General features: G+C 41.9%; 15 protein-coding genes and 2 other annotated features (1 of these 17 running past the window's edge). Of the genes, 14 read left to right on the top strand and 1 reads right to left on the bottom strand.

Going from position 1 to position 15,234, the window contains the following annotated elements; translation table 11 throughout:
- The first annotated feature begins 8 nt into the window (after positions 1 to 8).
- A complete protein-coding gene (ysxE, locus tag MHI58_RS13310; RefSeq protein WP_035391224.1) occupies positions 9 to 1,040 on the top strand; it encodes a spore coat protein YsxE in 1,032 nt (343 codons plus the stop codon).
- 79 nt (positions 1,041 to 1,119) lie between these two features.
- On the opposite strand, the gene MHI58_RS13305 is transcribed toward ysxE, so the two are convergent.
- On the bottom strand, positions 1,120 to 1,311 hold the full coding sequence (locus tag MHI58_RS13305; protein WP_024718406.1) for a hypothetical protein: 192 nt from the start codon (positions 1,309 to 1,311) through the stop codon (positions 1,120 to 1,122).
- Positions 1,312 to 1,477: 166 nt separating this feature from the next.
- Positions 1,478 to 1,707: a binding site (T-box leader), on the top strand.
- A 59-nt stretch (positions 1,708 to 1,766) separates the two neighbouring features.
- Between MHI58_RS13305 and MHI58_RS13300 the strand changes: the two genes are divergently transcribed.
- From MHI58_RS13300 to MHI58_RS13240, 13 genes are all read left to right on the top strand, one after another.
- Positions 1,767 to 4,409 (top strand): valine--tRNA ligase, encoded by a 2,643-nt coding sequence (locus MHI58_RS13300; RefSeq protein WP_045034121.1) that lies wholly within the window; start codon positions 1,767 to 1,769, stop codon positions 4,407 to 4,409.
- 65 nt (positions 4,410 to 4,474) lie between these two features.
- Entirely contained in the window at positions 4,475 to 5,779 is a 1,305-nt protein-coding gene (locus tag MHI58_RS13295; RefSeq protein ID WP_045034120.1) for a folylpolyglutamate synthase/dihydrofolate synthase family protein, read from the top strand.
- A 149-nt stretch (positions 5,780 to 5,928) separates the two neighbouring features.
- Positions 5,929 to 6,660 (top strand): A24 family peptidase, encoded by a 732-nt coding sequence (locus MHI58_RS13290; protein WP_045034119.1) that lies wholly within the window; start codon positions 5,929 to 5,931, stop codon positions 6,658 to 6,660.
- Positions 6,641 to 7,834 (top strand): SPOR domain-containing protein, encoded by a 1,194-nt coding sequence (locus MHI58_RS13285; RefSeq protein WP_045034118.1) that lies wholly within the window; start codon positions 6,641 to 6,643, stop codon positions 7,832 to 7,834. Before MHI58_RS13290 ends, MHI58_RS13285 begins: the two co-directional genes overlap by 20 nt.
- Before the next feature lie 177 nt (positions 7,835 to 8,011).
- Positions 8,012 to 8,581 (top strand): nucleoside triphosphate pyrophosphatase, encoded by a 570-nt coding sequence (locus tag MHI58_RS13280; protein WP_007501543.1) that lies wholly within the window; start codon positions 8,012 to 8,014, stop codon positions 8,579 to 8,581.
- A gap of 48 nt (positions 8,582 to 8,629) precedes the next feature.
- Positions 8,630 to 9,304: a DNA repair protein RadC gene (radC, locus tag MHI58_RS13275; RefSeq protein WP_026050121.1), complete on the top strand. Its 675-nt coding sequence runs from the start codon at positions 8,630 to 8,632 to the stop codon at positions 9,302 to 9,304.
- A 90-nt stretch (positions 9,305 to 9,394) separates the two neighbouring features.
- Entirely contained in the window at positions 9,395 to 10,414 is a 1,020-nt protein-coding gene (locus tag MHI58_RS13270; protein ID WP_007501538.1) for a rod shape-determining protein, read from the top strand.
- A 27-nt stretch (positions 10,415 to 10,441) separates the two neighbouring features.
- Positions 10,442 to 11,341 carry a rod shape-determining protein MreC gene (gene mreC / locus MHI58_RS13265; protein WP_007501536.1) on the top strand — a complete coding sequence of 300 codons (900 nt, stop codon included), beginning with the start codon at positions 10,442 to 10,444 and terminating at the stop codon, positions 11,339 to 11,341.
- Positions 11,338 to 11,856, top strand: a complete 519-nt coding sequence (gene mreD, locus MHI58_RS13260; RefSeq protein ID WP_008342803.1) for a rod shape-determining protein MreD — start codon at positions 11,338 to 11,340, stop codon at positions 11,854 to 11,856. The genes mreC and mreD overlap by 4 nt, the downstream gene beginning before the upstream one ends.
- A 54-nt stretch (positions 11,857 to 11,910) precedes the next feature.
- The gene (gene minC / locus MHI58_RS13255) at positions 11,911 to 12,594 is read left to right on the top strand and encodes a septum site-determining protein MinC (RefSeq protein ID WP_007501533.1); all 684 of its coding nucleotides are present in this window, start codon (positions 11,911 to 11,913) and stop codon (positions 12,592 to 12,594) included.
- Positions 12,595 to 12,596: 2 nt separating this feature from the next.
- A complete protein-coding gene (minD, locus tag MHI58_RS13250; RefSeq protein ID WP_017358134.1) occupies positions 12,597 to 13,400 on the top strand; it encodes a septum site-determining protein MinD in 804 nt (267 codons plus the stop codon).
- Positions 13,401 to 13,509: 109 nt separating this feature from the next.
- Positions 13,510 to 14,301, top strand: a complete 792-nt coding sequence (locus MHI58_RS13245; RefSeq protein ID WP_045034117.1) for a M23 family metallopeptidase — start codon at positions 13,510 to 13,512, stop codon at positions 14,299 to 14,301.
- Complete coding sequence (locus tag MHI58_RS13240) at positions 14,294 to 15,163, top strand: M50 family metallopeptidase (protein WP_041506793.1); 870 nt, start codon at positions 14,294 to 14,296, stop codon at positions 15,161 to 15,163. Before MHI58_RS13245 ends, MHI58_RS13240 begins: the two co-directional genes overlap by 8 nt.
- A gap of 66 nt (positions 15,164 to 15,229) precedes the next feature.
- Positions 15,230 to 15,234: a sequence feature (ribosomal protein L21 leader region), on the top strand (it continues 69 nt past the right edge of the window).

The following is a 15,234-nucleotide window of genomic DNA, read 5'->3' as shown; positions in this document are numbered from 1 at the left end:
GAGAGAACGTGGATGAAATCCAATCTGTCCTATACGAATACGGGCTTGAGGCTGAATATATCGAACCTGTCAGTCCAGCTGTCGTTAGAGTGTATACAAAGCAGGGCGTATTTGCACTAAAGCGAGTAAAACCCCATCGACACATGCAGTTTACAGAGCAAATGCTTGAACTAGAATCAAAAGGCTATCGCTCCTTTGTGCCGATTTATCGCACGAAGAGCGGTTCCTTTTTCTCTAATCATCGAGAAAGCCAGTACACGTATTATCTCATGCCATGGCTGACAAATGAAAAGAGAGAAGAGCAGGACGATAAACATGAATATTTATTTCAAGAGATTGCAAGACTTCATAAACGAACAGAAGTCATGATGGACATTACTGAGCAGGAAATAGAGGCTCACTACACCCAAATGAAAAGCAAATGGGAAACAGAGAAAGACATGTATGAACGATTTATCGAGCGGGCAGAACAAACATGGTATATGTCGCCATTTGAGCTGGCTGCTGCTATGTATTTTTCAGAAGCGATGTCTGCAAGTGAATTTGCACTTGAACGTTTAGAGGATTGGCATGAGGAAATGAAAGACCAAGAGACGACACGTATTGTGTTAAACCATGGGCAATTGTCAATCCATCACTTTTTGTACAATGATGTAGGTACAGGACATTTCACCAATTTTGAGCGGTCCAAAAAGGCTGCCCCTATTTATGACCTTTTGACCTTTTACTATCGCACATTCAAAACCTACCCTACTCCTTGTCCTGAATGCACATCTTTGTTTTATACGTATCAAAAGGGAAATAAACTTCGTGAGGAAGAGATTCATTTGTTCTTGAGCTACCTCGCTTATCCGCAGAGTTTGTTTGATACGGTGAAAGCCTATGAAGCAGGCGGACAGGATGAGATGGAAAGTTGTCAGGAGCTGTTAAGGGCGTATTGGCAAATGAAAAATTCTGAGCCGACCGTCATGAAAATACACGAAATTGAGCAGGCTAGACGCCTTGAAGAAGAACAAAATGCCTCGTCATCAGAAGAGTGACGAGGTTGTTTGCTGTTGCGCTATGAAATGTCTAACGAGGGACCTATACATAAGAGTGAGCCTGCAACTTTCAGCTCTCTTAAAACCAATCAAGGTGAAAGGCACAGGCGAGAAATATAAGAATTCCTAAGATGAGGACGTCAAATGTTGTGGGAAAAATGATCGTGCGAAAGCCTTGAAATATGGCAATCGGGAGAACGACTTGGGAGGCAACTGCCCGAATTTGTCTAAGCCATGGGGGGAGTGTGTAAGGATTGATCTTTTTCAAAATAAAACGCCCTCCTTCTTTATTTTGTTATTATCATATGGGCAAAGAGGCAAAGGGTGCCTGCCCAATTTGTATAAAGAAGAAGAAAAGCGGAAAAGATGATTGACGAAAACAAAAGGCATTTAGTAATATTAATAAAAGATGAGTATAAGCTGATGAACGTGATATATCGTAAGCGTGGATCAGGAAGAGTACGAGCAAGACCCTAAAGAGAGGGAAACCAATAGCTGAAAGGTTTTCTAGGATGCACTTGTTTGGAAGGTCGCCTGTGAGCTTAATTTCTTGAAACATGTAGTAGAGAAATTCGGGAGATCCCCGTTATCCTTTAGAGAGTACGGGACACGTCTAAGTGTTTCGTGAAAAAAGGTGGTACCGCGAAAAAGCTTTTTCGTCCTTTTATAAGGATGAAAAGGCTTTTTTTATGTTTCATCAGCCGAAAAAATGTGGAGGTAACACAAATGGGAACAAATAATCAAGAAATGCCAACAAAGTACGATCCAAATGCGATTGAAAAAGACCGCTATACGTACTGGCTTGAAGGGAAATTCTTCGAAGCACAAAATGACAAAACGAAAGATCCATATACAGTCGTCATTCCTCCACCAAACGTGACAGGAAAATTACACTTAGGGCATGCTTGGGATTCAACTCTTCAAGACATCGTGACTCGTATGAAACGGATGCAGGGCTATGATGTTTTATGGCTACCAGGAATGGACCATGCGGGTATTGCAACACAAGCAAAGGTCGAGGCGAAGCTTCGCGAAGAAGGTGTGAGCCGCTATGATCTCGGACGTGAAAAATTTGTAGAAGAAACGTGGAAGTGGAAAGAAGAGTATGCCGATTTTATTCGCAGCCAGTGGGCGAAAATGGGTCTAGGTCTAGACTATTCGCGTGAGCGTTTTACATTAGATGAAGGCTTGAATAAAGCGGTCCGCCAAGTGTTTGTTCAATTGTATGAAAAAGGATTGATCTATCGAGGAGAATACATCATTAACTGGGACCCAGCAACAAAAACGGCCCTTTCTGATATTGAAGTCATCTACAAGGATGTGCAAGGTGCGTTTTATCACTTGAGATATCCGCTTGCAGATGGATCAGGTTCGATTGAAATTGCGACAACAAGACCTGAAACGATGCTGGGAGATACGGCAGTCGCTGTACATCCTGAAGATGAACGCTATCAGCATTTGATTGGGAAAACAGTTGTTTTACCAATTACAGGTCGAGAGATTCCAATCGTTGGGGATGACTATGTCGATATGGAATTTGGATCAGGAGCTGTAAAAATAACGCCGGCTCATGACCCGAATGACTTCGAGCTTGGAAACCGTCATAACCTAGAGCGCATTCTTGTGATGAATGAAGATGGCACAATGAATGGAAACGCACTTCAATACAAAGGAATGGACCGCTTCGAATGTCGTAAACAGCTTGTGAAAGATCTTCAAGAAGAAGGCATTTTGTTCAAAATTGAGGACCACATGCATTCAGTTGGTCACAGTGAGCGCAGTGGCGCTGTAGTGGAGCCATATTTATCAACACAATGGTTTGTGAAAATGCAGCCGCTCGCAGATGAAGCCATCAATCTGCAAAAAGGTGATGAGCAAGTTCAATTTGTTCCAGACCGATTCGAAAAGACGTATTTACACTGGATGGAAAACATTCGTGACTGGTGTATTTCTCGTCAACTATGGTGGGGACACCGCATCCCGGCTTGGTATCATAAAGAAACGAAGGAAGTATACGTGGGACTTGATGCGCCAGAAGATATTGAAAACTGGGAGCAAGATAACGATGTACTTGATACATGGTTTAGTTCAGCGCTTTGGCCTTTCTCTACAATGGGCTGGCCAGATGCAGACAGTGAAGACTTCAAGCGCTACTACCCAACCAATCTGCTTGTAACAGGCTATGACATCATCTTCTTCTGGGTATCCCGTATGATCTTCCAAGGTCTTGAATTCACAGGAGAAAAACCGTTCAAAGATGTCCTCATTCACGGTCTTATTCGCGATGAACAAGGGCGTAAAATGAGTAAGTCACTTGGCAACGGAATTGATCCAATGGAGGTTATCGACAAGTACGGAGCGGATTCATTGAGATATTTCTTAGCGACTGGAAGCTCTCCAGGTCAAGATTTACGTTTTAGCTTTGAAAAGGTTGAATCCACTTGGAATTTTGCAAACAAAATTTGGAACGCATCCCGTTTTGCTCTCATGAATATGGATGGTTTAACGTACGATGAGCTTGATTTGACAGGAGAAAAATCAGTTGCTGATCAATGGATTTTAACACGCTTAAATGAAACAATTGAAAGTGTCACACAGCTTGCTGACAAGTATGAATTCGGCGAAGTGGGTAGACATTTATACAACTTCATTTGGGATGATTTCTGTGATTGGTACATTGAAATGGCGAAACTTCCGCTTTATGGAGAAGATGAAGCAGCGAAGAAAACGACTCGTTCGATCCTTGCGTATGTATTAGATCAAACGATGAGACTTCTACATCCGTTTATGCCGTTCTTAACAGAAGAAATCTGGCAGCATTTACCTCATGAAGGTGAGTCCATTACTGTAGCGGCATGGCCTGAAGTGAAGCCGGAGCTTTCCAACGAACAAGCTTCTGCTGATATGAAACTGCTTGTTGAACTGATTCGTTCTGTTCGTAACATTCGCAGTGAAGTCAACACACCAATGAGCAAACAAGTTGAGCTTTACATTAAAGCATCTACGTCTGATGTTCAGGAACGTTTAGAGAAAAATCGTTCATATATTGAGCGCTTCACGAACCCAAGTGTTCTTGAAATTGGCACAGATGTCCCAGCTAGTGATAAAGCGATGACGGCTGTTATTTCTGGAGCAGAACTCATTCTGCCGCTTGAAGGCTTAATCAACTTAGACGAAGAAATTGCCCGTCTGCAAAAAGAGCTTGATAAACTGATAAAAGAAGTGGAACGAGTTCAGAAAAAGCTTGGCAATGAAGGCTTTATGAAAAAAGCACCTGAAAGTGTCGTAGAAGAAGAGCGTGCGAAAGAACGTGATTATGTCGCAAAACGCGAAGCTGTTCAAAAGCGTATTGAAGAGCTGAAAGCATAAGAGTGAAAAGACGGCTCCTAATGAATTGGAGTCGTCTTTTTTGAAAATTTCGTATGAAATGAGAGATGACATTGTTTACAACCTATCATGAAGCCATTGAATGGATTCATAGCAGACTCGCTTTCGGTGTCAAACCGGGACTTGAACGAATGAAATGGCTGATGGACAGACTAGACCATCCTGAACAAAAAATAAAAGCGGTGCATGTAGCTGGAACAAATGGAAAAGGATCAACGATTGCATTTACGCGATCCATTTTACAGTCAGCGGGCTATTCAGTTGGAACCTTCACCTCGCCATTTATTTTAACGTTCAATGAACGAATTAGTGTTAATGGGGAGCCGATTTTGGACGAAGAGTGGCTGAGTTTGGTGAACGAAATCAAGCCTTTAGTTGATGAATTAGATGATACAGAGCTTGGTGCAGCAACAGAGTTTGAGATCATTACAGCATGTGCGTTTGCTTATTTTGCCCATGTGCACCAAGTAGACTTTGTCCTCTTGGAAACAGGACTTGGCGGAAGACTTGATTCTACAAATGTGGCAGCGCCCATCTTAACAGCAATTACGTCGATTGGTCACGATCATATGGCCATTTTAGGCGACACACTTGATCAGATTGCAGCAGAAAAAGCTGGCATTATTAAAGCTGGGATTCCGATAATCACGGCCGTTCATCAAGCGGAAGCTCTTACTGTGATTCAACACAAAGCCGAAGAAAAGAATGCGCCGTTTATCTCGTTACATGATACTTGTACCTTTAAGGACCAGCATCCGACTGAAACAGGTGAACGCTTCACATTCACTACCCCAAAAAGGGAGTACTCGCAGCTAGAGACAGGGTTAATCGGAACGCATCAACGGCAAAATGCTTCCCTTGCTGTTCTACTCATTGAATGGCTGGAGCAAGAAGGATATATCCATGTGCTAAATGAGCAAGTTTATGAAGGAATTCGGCAGGCGGTGTGGGCTGGAAGATTTGAAAAGGTCCAAGATCAGCCTCTTGTTTATTTAGATGGTGCTCATAACGAAGAAGGAATGGACCGTTTAATCGAAACTGTACAAGCTCATTTTTCTAGTAAACAGGTTCATGTATGTTTTAGTGCGTTAAAAGATAAACCTTACAAACAAATGATCGAAAAGCTTGAAAGGATTAGTTCATCGATTCATTTTGTTTCCTTTGACTTTCCAAGAGCTGAATCAGCGGAAAAGCTTTATGCTTGCAGTCATTTAGAAGCAAAATCGTTTGATGAAGACCCTCGTGCAGTGCTTGACTTCATTCAGAAGAAAAGAGATGACCCTTCAGCAATGATTCTGGTGACAGGTTCCCTTTATTTTATCTCAGATGTACGAAGTCGTATTTTACAGTAAGGAAAAGACGCAAATTGCTTCTATGCAATGTGCGTCTTTTTTCTTTTGATATGTAGAAGAGGGGGGAAATCACTTTTTCGCAAGGTGATCAAAGGTGAATCGCTATGGTACAATCCGGTCTATTCTATTTCCGGAAGGAGTCACTCAATTTGATTGATTTTTTTATGTTTTTCACAGGGATGGTCATGGGGTCATTTTTTCATCTAGTTGGTGAGAGGCTTCCAATGAAACGGTCTCTTCTTTTTCCTCGTTCACACTGCGGAGCTTGTAAAGAGCCGCTTTCTTTTCACGACATGCTCCCGCTTTTTTCTTATATTGTATTGAAAGGGTCATGTAAGCATTGTGGAACCCGGCTCTCTTTGCTTTATCCAATGGTTGAGCTGTTGACAGGCGGCCTTTTTTTCCTCGTTTATAGACATGCTGGTTTCTCTTTTGAGGGCCTTTTTCTTGTGAGTCTATGTAGTTTATTCGTGATTGCTGTCGTGAGCGATCTTTTTTATATGAGAGTACCCAACGAGCTCTTTCTCTTCTTTTTTCCTCTTTTCGTCATATACCGCACGCTAGAACCGCTTTTTATTTGGTGGGAAGGAGCGGCATCTCTTCTTATTTGTCTTCTTTTGTTTTATAGTTTAGAACATTTCAAGCCAAATAGTATGGGGGGAGCGGATGTCAAACTATTTGGTGTGCTTGCATTTTGCTTCGGATTTAAGCCGTTTCTGACCATTCTTTTTCTTTCGTCTGTCACGGGAATGGTTTACGCAAAGGTGTTTTCTTACAAGGCAAATGAACCCTTTCCTTTTGTTCCTGCCATCGCTTGTTCTTTCTGGTTTTATCTTTTTTTGTGTGATCTGTTAAACCCAATTGGTGATTTTTTTGGATGAGAAAATTGGCGAACACTTTTTGAACCTGCCGACAAAAGTCTTGTTCTTTTTTTTATTGGCTATGTTAAAGTGTGAAACAGAAAGAAGGACGGGTTACATTCGCGCTATTTCATTGGACAGAAAGGTCTTTCTTACAAACAATGTCAGAAAGCGGGGAATGACAGTGAAAAAAAGGCAGGCAAAAAAACAAGGGTTAAAGGTCAATATTAATGGCAAGGAAGAAATGCTGCATGGAGAAGAGCATCAGCCTCAAAAACAGCAAGAGGATCAAGTGACGTTTTCGAACTGGGAGGAAAAGAGGCAGTCGGAACAGGAGACAGCCGCTTCCGGGGAAGAACCGTCTAAACCGAAAGAAGAAGATTTTCAATGGGACGATGCAGCTGATCACATTTACCATTCGGATCCAAAGGTCGTCACACCTTATCAAAAGAAAAAAGGTTCTTTTGACCAGAAGTTCAGTAAAAACCGCGGTCCCTTCAAACGAGTGATGACAACGATTGTGTTTGCAGTCGTTCTAGGGACAGGCCTCGGTGTATTTGCACTAAGTTTAAGTAAAGATGGATCTGCCAATCCATCAGGAGGCGATCATATCAGCGTCTCAGCATCTGGAAGCGGGCCTTCGGCGAAAGCTGGGGGAGATGCACCACCGGCTGATCTTGCAGATACGTCAAAGGACAATGAAGGTGAAAAAAGTGCAGCAGGTCATTTTTCAACCTTTGTGGTGCAGGCTGGAAAGTTTTCTTCTGAAAAAGGAGCAGATGACTTAGTTGACAGTTTAAAAGAGGCAGGATATGCAGGTAAAAAGGTATCAATGGATGATGGCTATTATGTTATTGCCGGACTTGCCACAGAACAAGGTATGACAAGTGCCGTTGGGAAAAAATTGATCGATCAGCACTTTGAAGCATGGGGAGGAAAAGAGCTCTCATTTCAAGTGCCGGATGAGCTGACAGGTTTAATAGAGAAGGCATCTGTCTTATCCTCTAAGGTGATTGCAGGAGAAGATGTGGATCAAAAAGAAGTCACTCAGTTGATTTCTGAGCTTGAAAATGCCAAAACAACCGACGCACCAGCTAAAAGCAGTTTGCTGAAAGCTGTACAGCTTTTAAATGACCCATCTGCTGAAAATGGCTGGAAATCTCAGCAAGCGCTATTGGATCAACTAAATACGTAAAATCATGTTTTTAACAGCCAAACTAGTCAAAAAATGACTAGTTTTTTTCTTTTGCTTCCAACATAATGATGTAGGAACATGAAAATGGCATTTTCGTTAATTGTCGGTAAGATGTTCATTTGATAGGATGAATGGGTATCTTACTTCTTAGGCTAAACCCTGAAAGGATGAACAAACATGAACCAGTTAATACTCGCATCTCAATCACCTAGAAGAAAAGAATTGCTTGATTTAGCAGGGTTTTCTTATGACATTCAAGCAAGTGATTTAAAAGAAGAAATAAATCGAAACCTTTCTCCTGCTGAGAACGTCCAATGGTTGGCAGAACAAAAAGCAAATGATATTCAAAAAATACATCCCAAAGCTGTGATCATTGGTGCAGATACAATTGTTGCAATTGATGGCAAATGTCTTGGAAAGCCAAAAGACAAGGAAGATGCAGCCTCAATGCTTCAATTATTGTCAGGTAAGACACATCAAGTCTTGACTGGTGTCACGATTCAATCAGAGAATAGAAAAGAAACATTTTATGAACAGACAGACGTGACATTTTGGCCGCTTACACAAGATGAAATAGACCGCTATATTGAAACCGGTGAGCCTCTTGATAAAGCTGGAAGCTACGGCATTCAAGGAAAAGGTGCCCTGTTTGTACAAAAAATAGACGGTGATTATTTTTCCGTTGTAGGACTCCCTATTGCTAAAACAGTCAGAGTGCTTGAAACATTTGGTATCACCCCTTTTTGATGACGGGAAGGAATCAAAAAAGGAGTGTAGATCTTGAATCATTTCCCTATGCTGCTGAAGCATTTTCCACATGATGAAAAGCCGCGCGAACGATTTGTCAAATATGGCCCAAGCAGCTTATCAAACCATGAACTTGTCGCGATTCTTTTGAGAACAGGCACAAAAAAGGAATCAGTTCTTCAAGTGTCCGCAAGACTTTTGCAAACATTTGGTGGTCTTCGTTCTGTGAAGGAAGCTTCGATTGAAGAACTGTCAAAGATTCGAGGAGTTGGAAAAGCGAAGGCGATCTCTCTTTTAGCTGCTTTAGAACTCGGCACTAGATTACACCATCAAACGACGGACAATCGTTATGTGATCCGCACGCCGGAAGATGGTGCGAATTTTGTGATGGAAGATATGAGATTTTTGACGCAGGAGAATTTCGTTTGTCTTTATCTCAATACCAAAAATCAAGTTCTTCATAAACATACTGTGTTTATCGGAAGTCTAAATTCGTCGATTGTTCACCCGCGTGAAATTTTTAAAGAGGCCTTTAAACGTTCGGCCGCTTCATTTATATGTGTGCACAACCATCCATCTGGAGATCCGACGCCCAGCAGGGAAGATATTGAAGTCACACAGCGACTTTTTGAATGTGGGAAGCTGATTGGAATACAGCTGCTTGATCATCTAGTGATCGGTGATCAAAAATTTGTGAGTTTGAAGGAAAAAGGGTATTTGTAACACTTTTTTTTTCAATGTTTTACGATATAATAGAGTTTATGAGTTTTTCCCTAAAGGGAATTTTGGTTTAAGAAAGGAAGATACATACATATGTTTGGAATTGGTACAAAAGACCTTGGAATAGATCTTGGAACAGCGAATACGCTTGTTTTTATTAAAGGAAAAGGCATTGTTGTGAGAGAACCTTCGGTCGTAGCTTTGGAAACTGATACGAAGTCTATAGTGGCGGTTGGAAATGACGCTAGAAACATGATCGGTCGTACACCTGGTAATGTTGTGGCACTGCGCCCAATGAAAGACGGAGTCATTGCAGACTACGAGACGACAGCAACAATGATGAAATATTACATTAATCAAGCATTAAAAGGTAAAGGGCTTTTTGCTCGTAAACCGTACGTGATGGTGTGTGTACCATCTGGTATTACAGCAGTAGAAGAGCGTGCTGTCATTGATGCAACAAGACAAGCTGGTGCTCGTGACGCATACCCTATTGAAGAGCCATTTGCTGCGGCAATCGGTGCTAACCTTCCTGTATGGGAGCCAACTGGAAGCATGGTTGTAGATATTGGCGGCGGTACAACAGAAGTAGCCATTATTTCACTTGGCGGTATTGTGACATCTCAATCGATCCGTGTTGCAGGAGACGAGATGGATGATGCGATCAGCAGCTACATTCGTAAAACGTATAATCTTATGATTGGTGATCGCACGTCAGAAGCGATTAAAATGGAAATCGGTTCTGCGCAGCCTGACGTACATGATGAGATGGACATTCGCGGCCGTGACCTTTTAACAGGTCTGCCAAAAACGATCTCTATTACGGCAGAAGAAATTGCAAAAGCGCTTCGCGATACGGTGGAAACAATTGTCGATGCGGTCAAAATGACACTTGAAAAAACGCCACCTGAGCTGGCAGCAGATATTATGGACCGTGGAATCGTTTTAACAGGCGGTGGTGCATTGCTGCGTAATCTTGACAAAGTCATTAGTGATGAAACAAAAATGCCTGTCATTATTGCTGAAGATCCGCTTGACTGTGTGGCGATCGGAACAGGGAAAGCACTAGAACATATTCACTTGTTCAAAGGAAAATCTAAAGATAATCGATAATTGGGCGTAAATAAAGAGGTGTAAGACATGCCGCAGTTTTTTATGAATAAAAGATTAATGTTGCTCCTTGTCTGTGTCATCGTACTGGTGGCCATGATTGGTTTTTCAGTGAAAAGCGGCAGAGGTGCTTCATGGCCGGAAAAATTAGTGGGGGATACGACAGGCTTTTTTCAAGGTGTCTTTCATAAACCATCACAATTTATTGCCGGTATTTATGGGAACGTACAAGATTTAAAGAACACATATGATGAAAACGAGCGTCTTCGAAAAAAACTTGATGGACAAACCCAATATGAGGCGAAACTTCAAGAACTAGAAGATGAGAACAAAAAGCTTCGCAAGCAGCTCGGATATGTGAACTCTATTCGTGACTACACGCCCATTCTTTCAACAGTCATTGCGAGAAACCCGTCCCTTTGGGATAGTTTTGTCATGATTGATAAAGGGAAAAAACAAGGCGTTGAAAAAGATATGGCGGTCACCAATGAGAGTGGTGCGTTAATTGGGAAAATTGAAAGTGATAAGCTCAACAATTTTACGTCGACTGTAAGGTTGCTAAGCTCTACAGATCAAAATAATAGAATTTCAACGAAAATTTTTGCGAAAAAGGGCAAAGAAGAACTCAATGGAATTATTAACGGTTATGACAGCAAGAAAAAAATGCTGACAATGAACATTTTAAAATCCGATGCTGATGGGGATGTCAAAAAAGGAGATCTTGTTGAAACATCTGGAGCAGGGGGCGTATTCCCGCAGGGCTTGACGATTGGAAAGGTAAGCGAAATTGAGCCGGACCATTACGGACTGACAAAAATTATTTATGTAGAACCAGCTGCTGAACTCAATAATTTAGACCGCGTGATTGTTGTGAATCGCAGCACAAGTACGGCAGATGCATCTCAATTAACGAAGGAGGAAGGCTCGTGAAACGTGTCCTTCTTGCTTTCGTCATGTTGTTTATTTTCGTATTTGACAGTATTTTTGTCGATTTAGTGAAGCTCCCATTTGTTTCAGATAATCAAATTTTAGCACCTCATTTCATCTTACTCGCACTTGTATTTATGACAGCTTTTGTGAATCAAAAATATGGTGTGATTTATGGATTTATCTTTGGACTTTTATATGATATTTCGTATACAGGTATTCTTGGTGTTCATATGTTTGGCTTTGGTGCGCTCTGCTATTTGTTAGCAAAAGCCTTCAAAGTTCTCCAAACGAATATGTTAGTCGTTGTCTTTCTATCGATGATTGCTGTTGCAGTGATGGAGTTTTATGTGTACGGCGTTCAAGCGACGATTCAACCAGGTATTATGCCTTTTAATACGTATGTCATCGAACGCTTTATTCCAACGATTCTTTTAAATACTGCTGCGTCTCTCATACTTGTTGTGCCGCTTAGGCTCTTTTTCATCAATGTGAAACAAGGACTGATCGACGAATAAAAGCAGGAGTTTGTCCAATTACGGCGAAATGAGTATGTTGTTGAGGTGAGCATCTTGAAAACTCAAAAACAGCAGTATGTGACAATAAAAGGTACAAAAAACGGATTAACATTACAGTTAAATGATGACTGTTCGTTTGAAGACCTTCTTTCTGGCTTGCGAGAGGTTCTTTTACTTGAGCAATATACAGATGGAAGAGAAGGACATAAAGTCAATGTGCATATTAAACTTGGTTTTCGATATTTAACAGAGGATCAAGAGGCGCGTTTAACTGAAGCGGTGTCTGAAAATGAACATCTCGTCATTCACTCTATTGAAAGTGACGTCATGTCAACTGAAGAAGCGAGACGTTTAAAAGCAGAGGCTGAGATTACTTCTGTAGCAAAAATTGTACGCTCTGGACAGGTGCTTTATGTCGAAGGGGATCTTTTATTAATAGGAGATGTCAACCCTGGTGGAACCATTCGTGCAGGGGGAAATATTTTTGTGCTCGGTGCGTTAAAAGGTGTAGCGCATGCTGGATGTAATGGAAACAAGCAAGCTGTGATTGCGGCATCTCATATGATTCCAACCCAGCTTCGCATCGCACAGGTGTTTAACCGTGCACCGGATCAAAAAGAAGATGGAAATGAAATGGAATGTGCTTATTTAGATATAGATGGCAATATGATCATTGAACGCCTGCAGCAATTGGCTCATATAAGACCTAATCTGACAAGGCTTGAGGGAGGAATGTGAAATTGGGCGAGGCTATTGTGATTACCTCAGGAAAAGGCGGCGTTGGCAAAACAACAACATCTGCAAACTTAGGCACAGCACTAGCAATTCAAGGGAAAAAAGTGTGTCTAGTTGATACCGACATCGGCCTTCGGAATTTAGATGTCGTGATGGGGCTTGAAAACCGCATTATTTATGATCTAGTCGATGTAGTAGAAGGAAGATGCAAGATTCACCAAGCGCTTGTGAAGGATAAGCGGTTCGAGGATCTGTTGTATCTTTTACCTGCTGCTCAAACAAGCGATAAAACGGCGGTAGAGCCGGAGCAGATCAAAGAATTAATTCAATCATTGAAACAAGACTTTGATTATGTTGTCATTGATTGTCCTGCTGGAATTGAGCAAGGCTTTAAAAATGCAGTATCAGGTGCTGATAAAGCGATTGTGGTCACGACACCTGAAATCTCAGCTGTGAGAGATGCAGACCGAATTATCGGCTTGCTGGAACAAGAGGATATTGAACCGCCTCGTTTGATTGTGAACCGCATTCGTACACACATGGCGAAAAATGGCGATTCGATGGATGTGGATGAAGTTGTCCATCATTTATCAATTGATCTTCTCGGCATTGTAGCCGATGATGATGATGTCATTAAGGCTTCAAACAATGGTGAACCGATTGTCATGGATGCTAAAAATAAAGTTTCCATTGCGTATCGCAATATTGCTCGCCGCGTACTAGGTGAATCTGTTCCTCTTCAATCCTTTGAAGAAGAAAACAAAGGGATGTTTGCAAAGCTGAAAGCATTTTTCGGTGTAAGAGCATAATGATTCACGTGAGATGAGACCGATTCGATGAGAATCGGTCTTTTTGTTGCATATCATATGAGGTCGTCACATAAAATGTACAAACTGTTTGTATGTAAAGGGTGATCTTATGAAAAGAGTGGACGAGTATCGAAAGAAAATAGCGCAGCGCCGCAAAATGAAGCAGCCAGCTGCTGCCCCTAAGAAGGCAGCTTTCAAGAAGAAAGATGATATTCCGCCATGGGTCATGTTAACAGAAGAAGAAAAGCATTCTAGCTCGGCTTCCTACGAGTCAACGTCTCATCAGCCGAAAAAATTTCGCCATCCGTTATTTCATTCAAATACATTTGTGCTTAAATGTTTACTTTCTGCCTCTCTTGTACTGATTGCCGCTATTTCATTTAAAGGGCAGGCGGGGCCTTTTCAGCAGCTGAAGCCGATGATCAGTCAAACCTTTGAACAAGATTTTCAATTTGCCGCCGCCAACCGGTGGTTTGAGAAGACTGTCGGAAACCCACTTGCCTTTTTAACCGATAAAAAAGAAGGACAAAAGGACGTACAAGCCAATCAAGAGCTGGCTGTCCCTGCCTCTGGAAAAGTGCAGGAATCCTTTACGCAAAATGGTGCCGGAGTGAAAGTTGAAACATCTGCTGAAGCCATCGATAGTATGAAAGAAGGCTATGTCGTAGAAGTGAAAAAGAAAAGTGATACGGGGCTCACAGTCGTGGTGCAGCATGCAGATAACAGCTACAGCTGGTACGGGCAACTAAAAGAAGCTGATGTGGCTTTATACGATTTTGTCGATAAAGGGGAAAAAATTGGTCAAATTGCGCTTGATGAACAAGGCAAGGGGACATATTACTTTGCCATTAAGCAAAATGAACAGTTTATTGATCCCATTCAGGTGATGACCTTTGAATAGATGGCTGCTCATGCTGACAAAGGTCCATGTTCACCCGCTCCTTTGGATAGTCATGGCATTTGCCATGCTATCAGGTCAAATTAAGCCGCTGCTTTGTCTGCTCATCATCGTCTGTGTCCATGAGCTTGGACATGCAGCGGCTGCTTGTTATTATCACTGGCGGATTCGGCGGATTTTTTTACTGCCATTTGGCGGGGCGGTAGAAGTAGAAGAGCATGGGAACCGTCCGCTAAAAGAAGAGCTGGCGGTCATTTTATGCGGACCGCTTCAGCATGTCCCGCTCCAGCTCGTCGCCTGGCTTCTCATGGAAGCCTCACTTATCTCATATGACGTCTTTACGATGTTTACTTTTTATAATGTAGCGATTTTTTTAGTGAACCTTTTGCCCATTTGGCCACTTGATGGCGGGAAATTATTCTTTTTGCTCTTATCTGTTTTTTACCCTTTCCAACAGGCACATGCCCTTGCAATAAAAGGCTCTCTCATTTTTTTCGGTCTTTTGACAGCAGGGTTACTCTGTTTTGCTCCGCTGCAATTCAACGGCTGGATCCTGCTCACTTTTTTAGCCTACTCGCTTGTGATGGAGCACCGGCAGCGGCATTATATCAGGGTACGTTTTTTACTAGAACGTTATTACGGTAAAAAAGAGCAAAAGGTAGAGAAACTCATTCCGCTGAGAGCGGGTGCTGAGGAGAAAATATATGAAGTGATGGCGCGATTCCAAAGGGGCTGTAAGCATCCCATTATTATCGAACGGAATGGTGTGAAAATGAGCCAGCTCGATGAAAATGAATTGCTCCATGCTTATTTTTCAGATCGAAGAACCACCTCTTCCATGGAAGATCTTCTTTTACCGTACTAATGGTGAAAATACATTGACATTCAGCGTCTAATTTGATATATTTTTTAATGTTATGGATATGTAGCACCCGT

Source organism: Bacillus sp. FSL K6-2869 (genome assembly GCF_040869405.1).
In the GTDB taxonomy this organism is placed as follows: Bacteria; Bacillota; Bacilli; order Bacillales; family Bacillaceae; genus Bacillus; species Bacillus altitudinis.
Note: the sequence above shows the minus strand (reverse complement) of the source record. Positions and strands in the feature narration are given on the sequence as shown.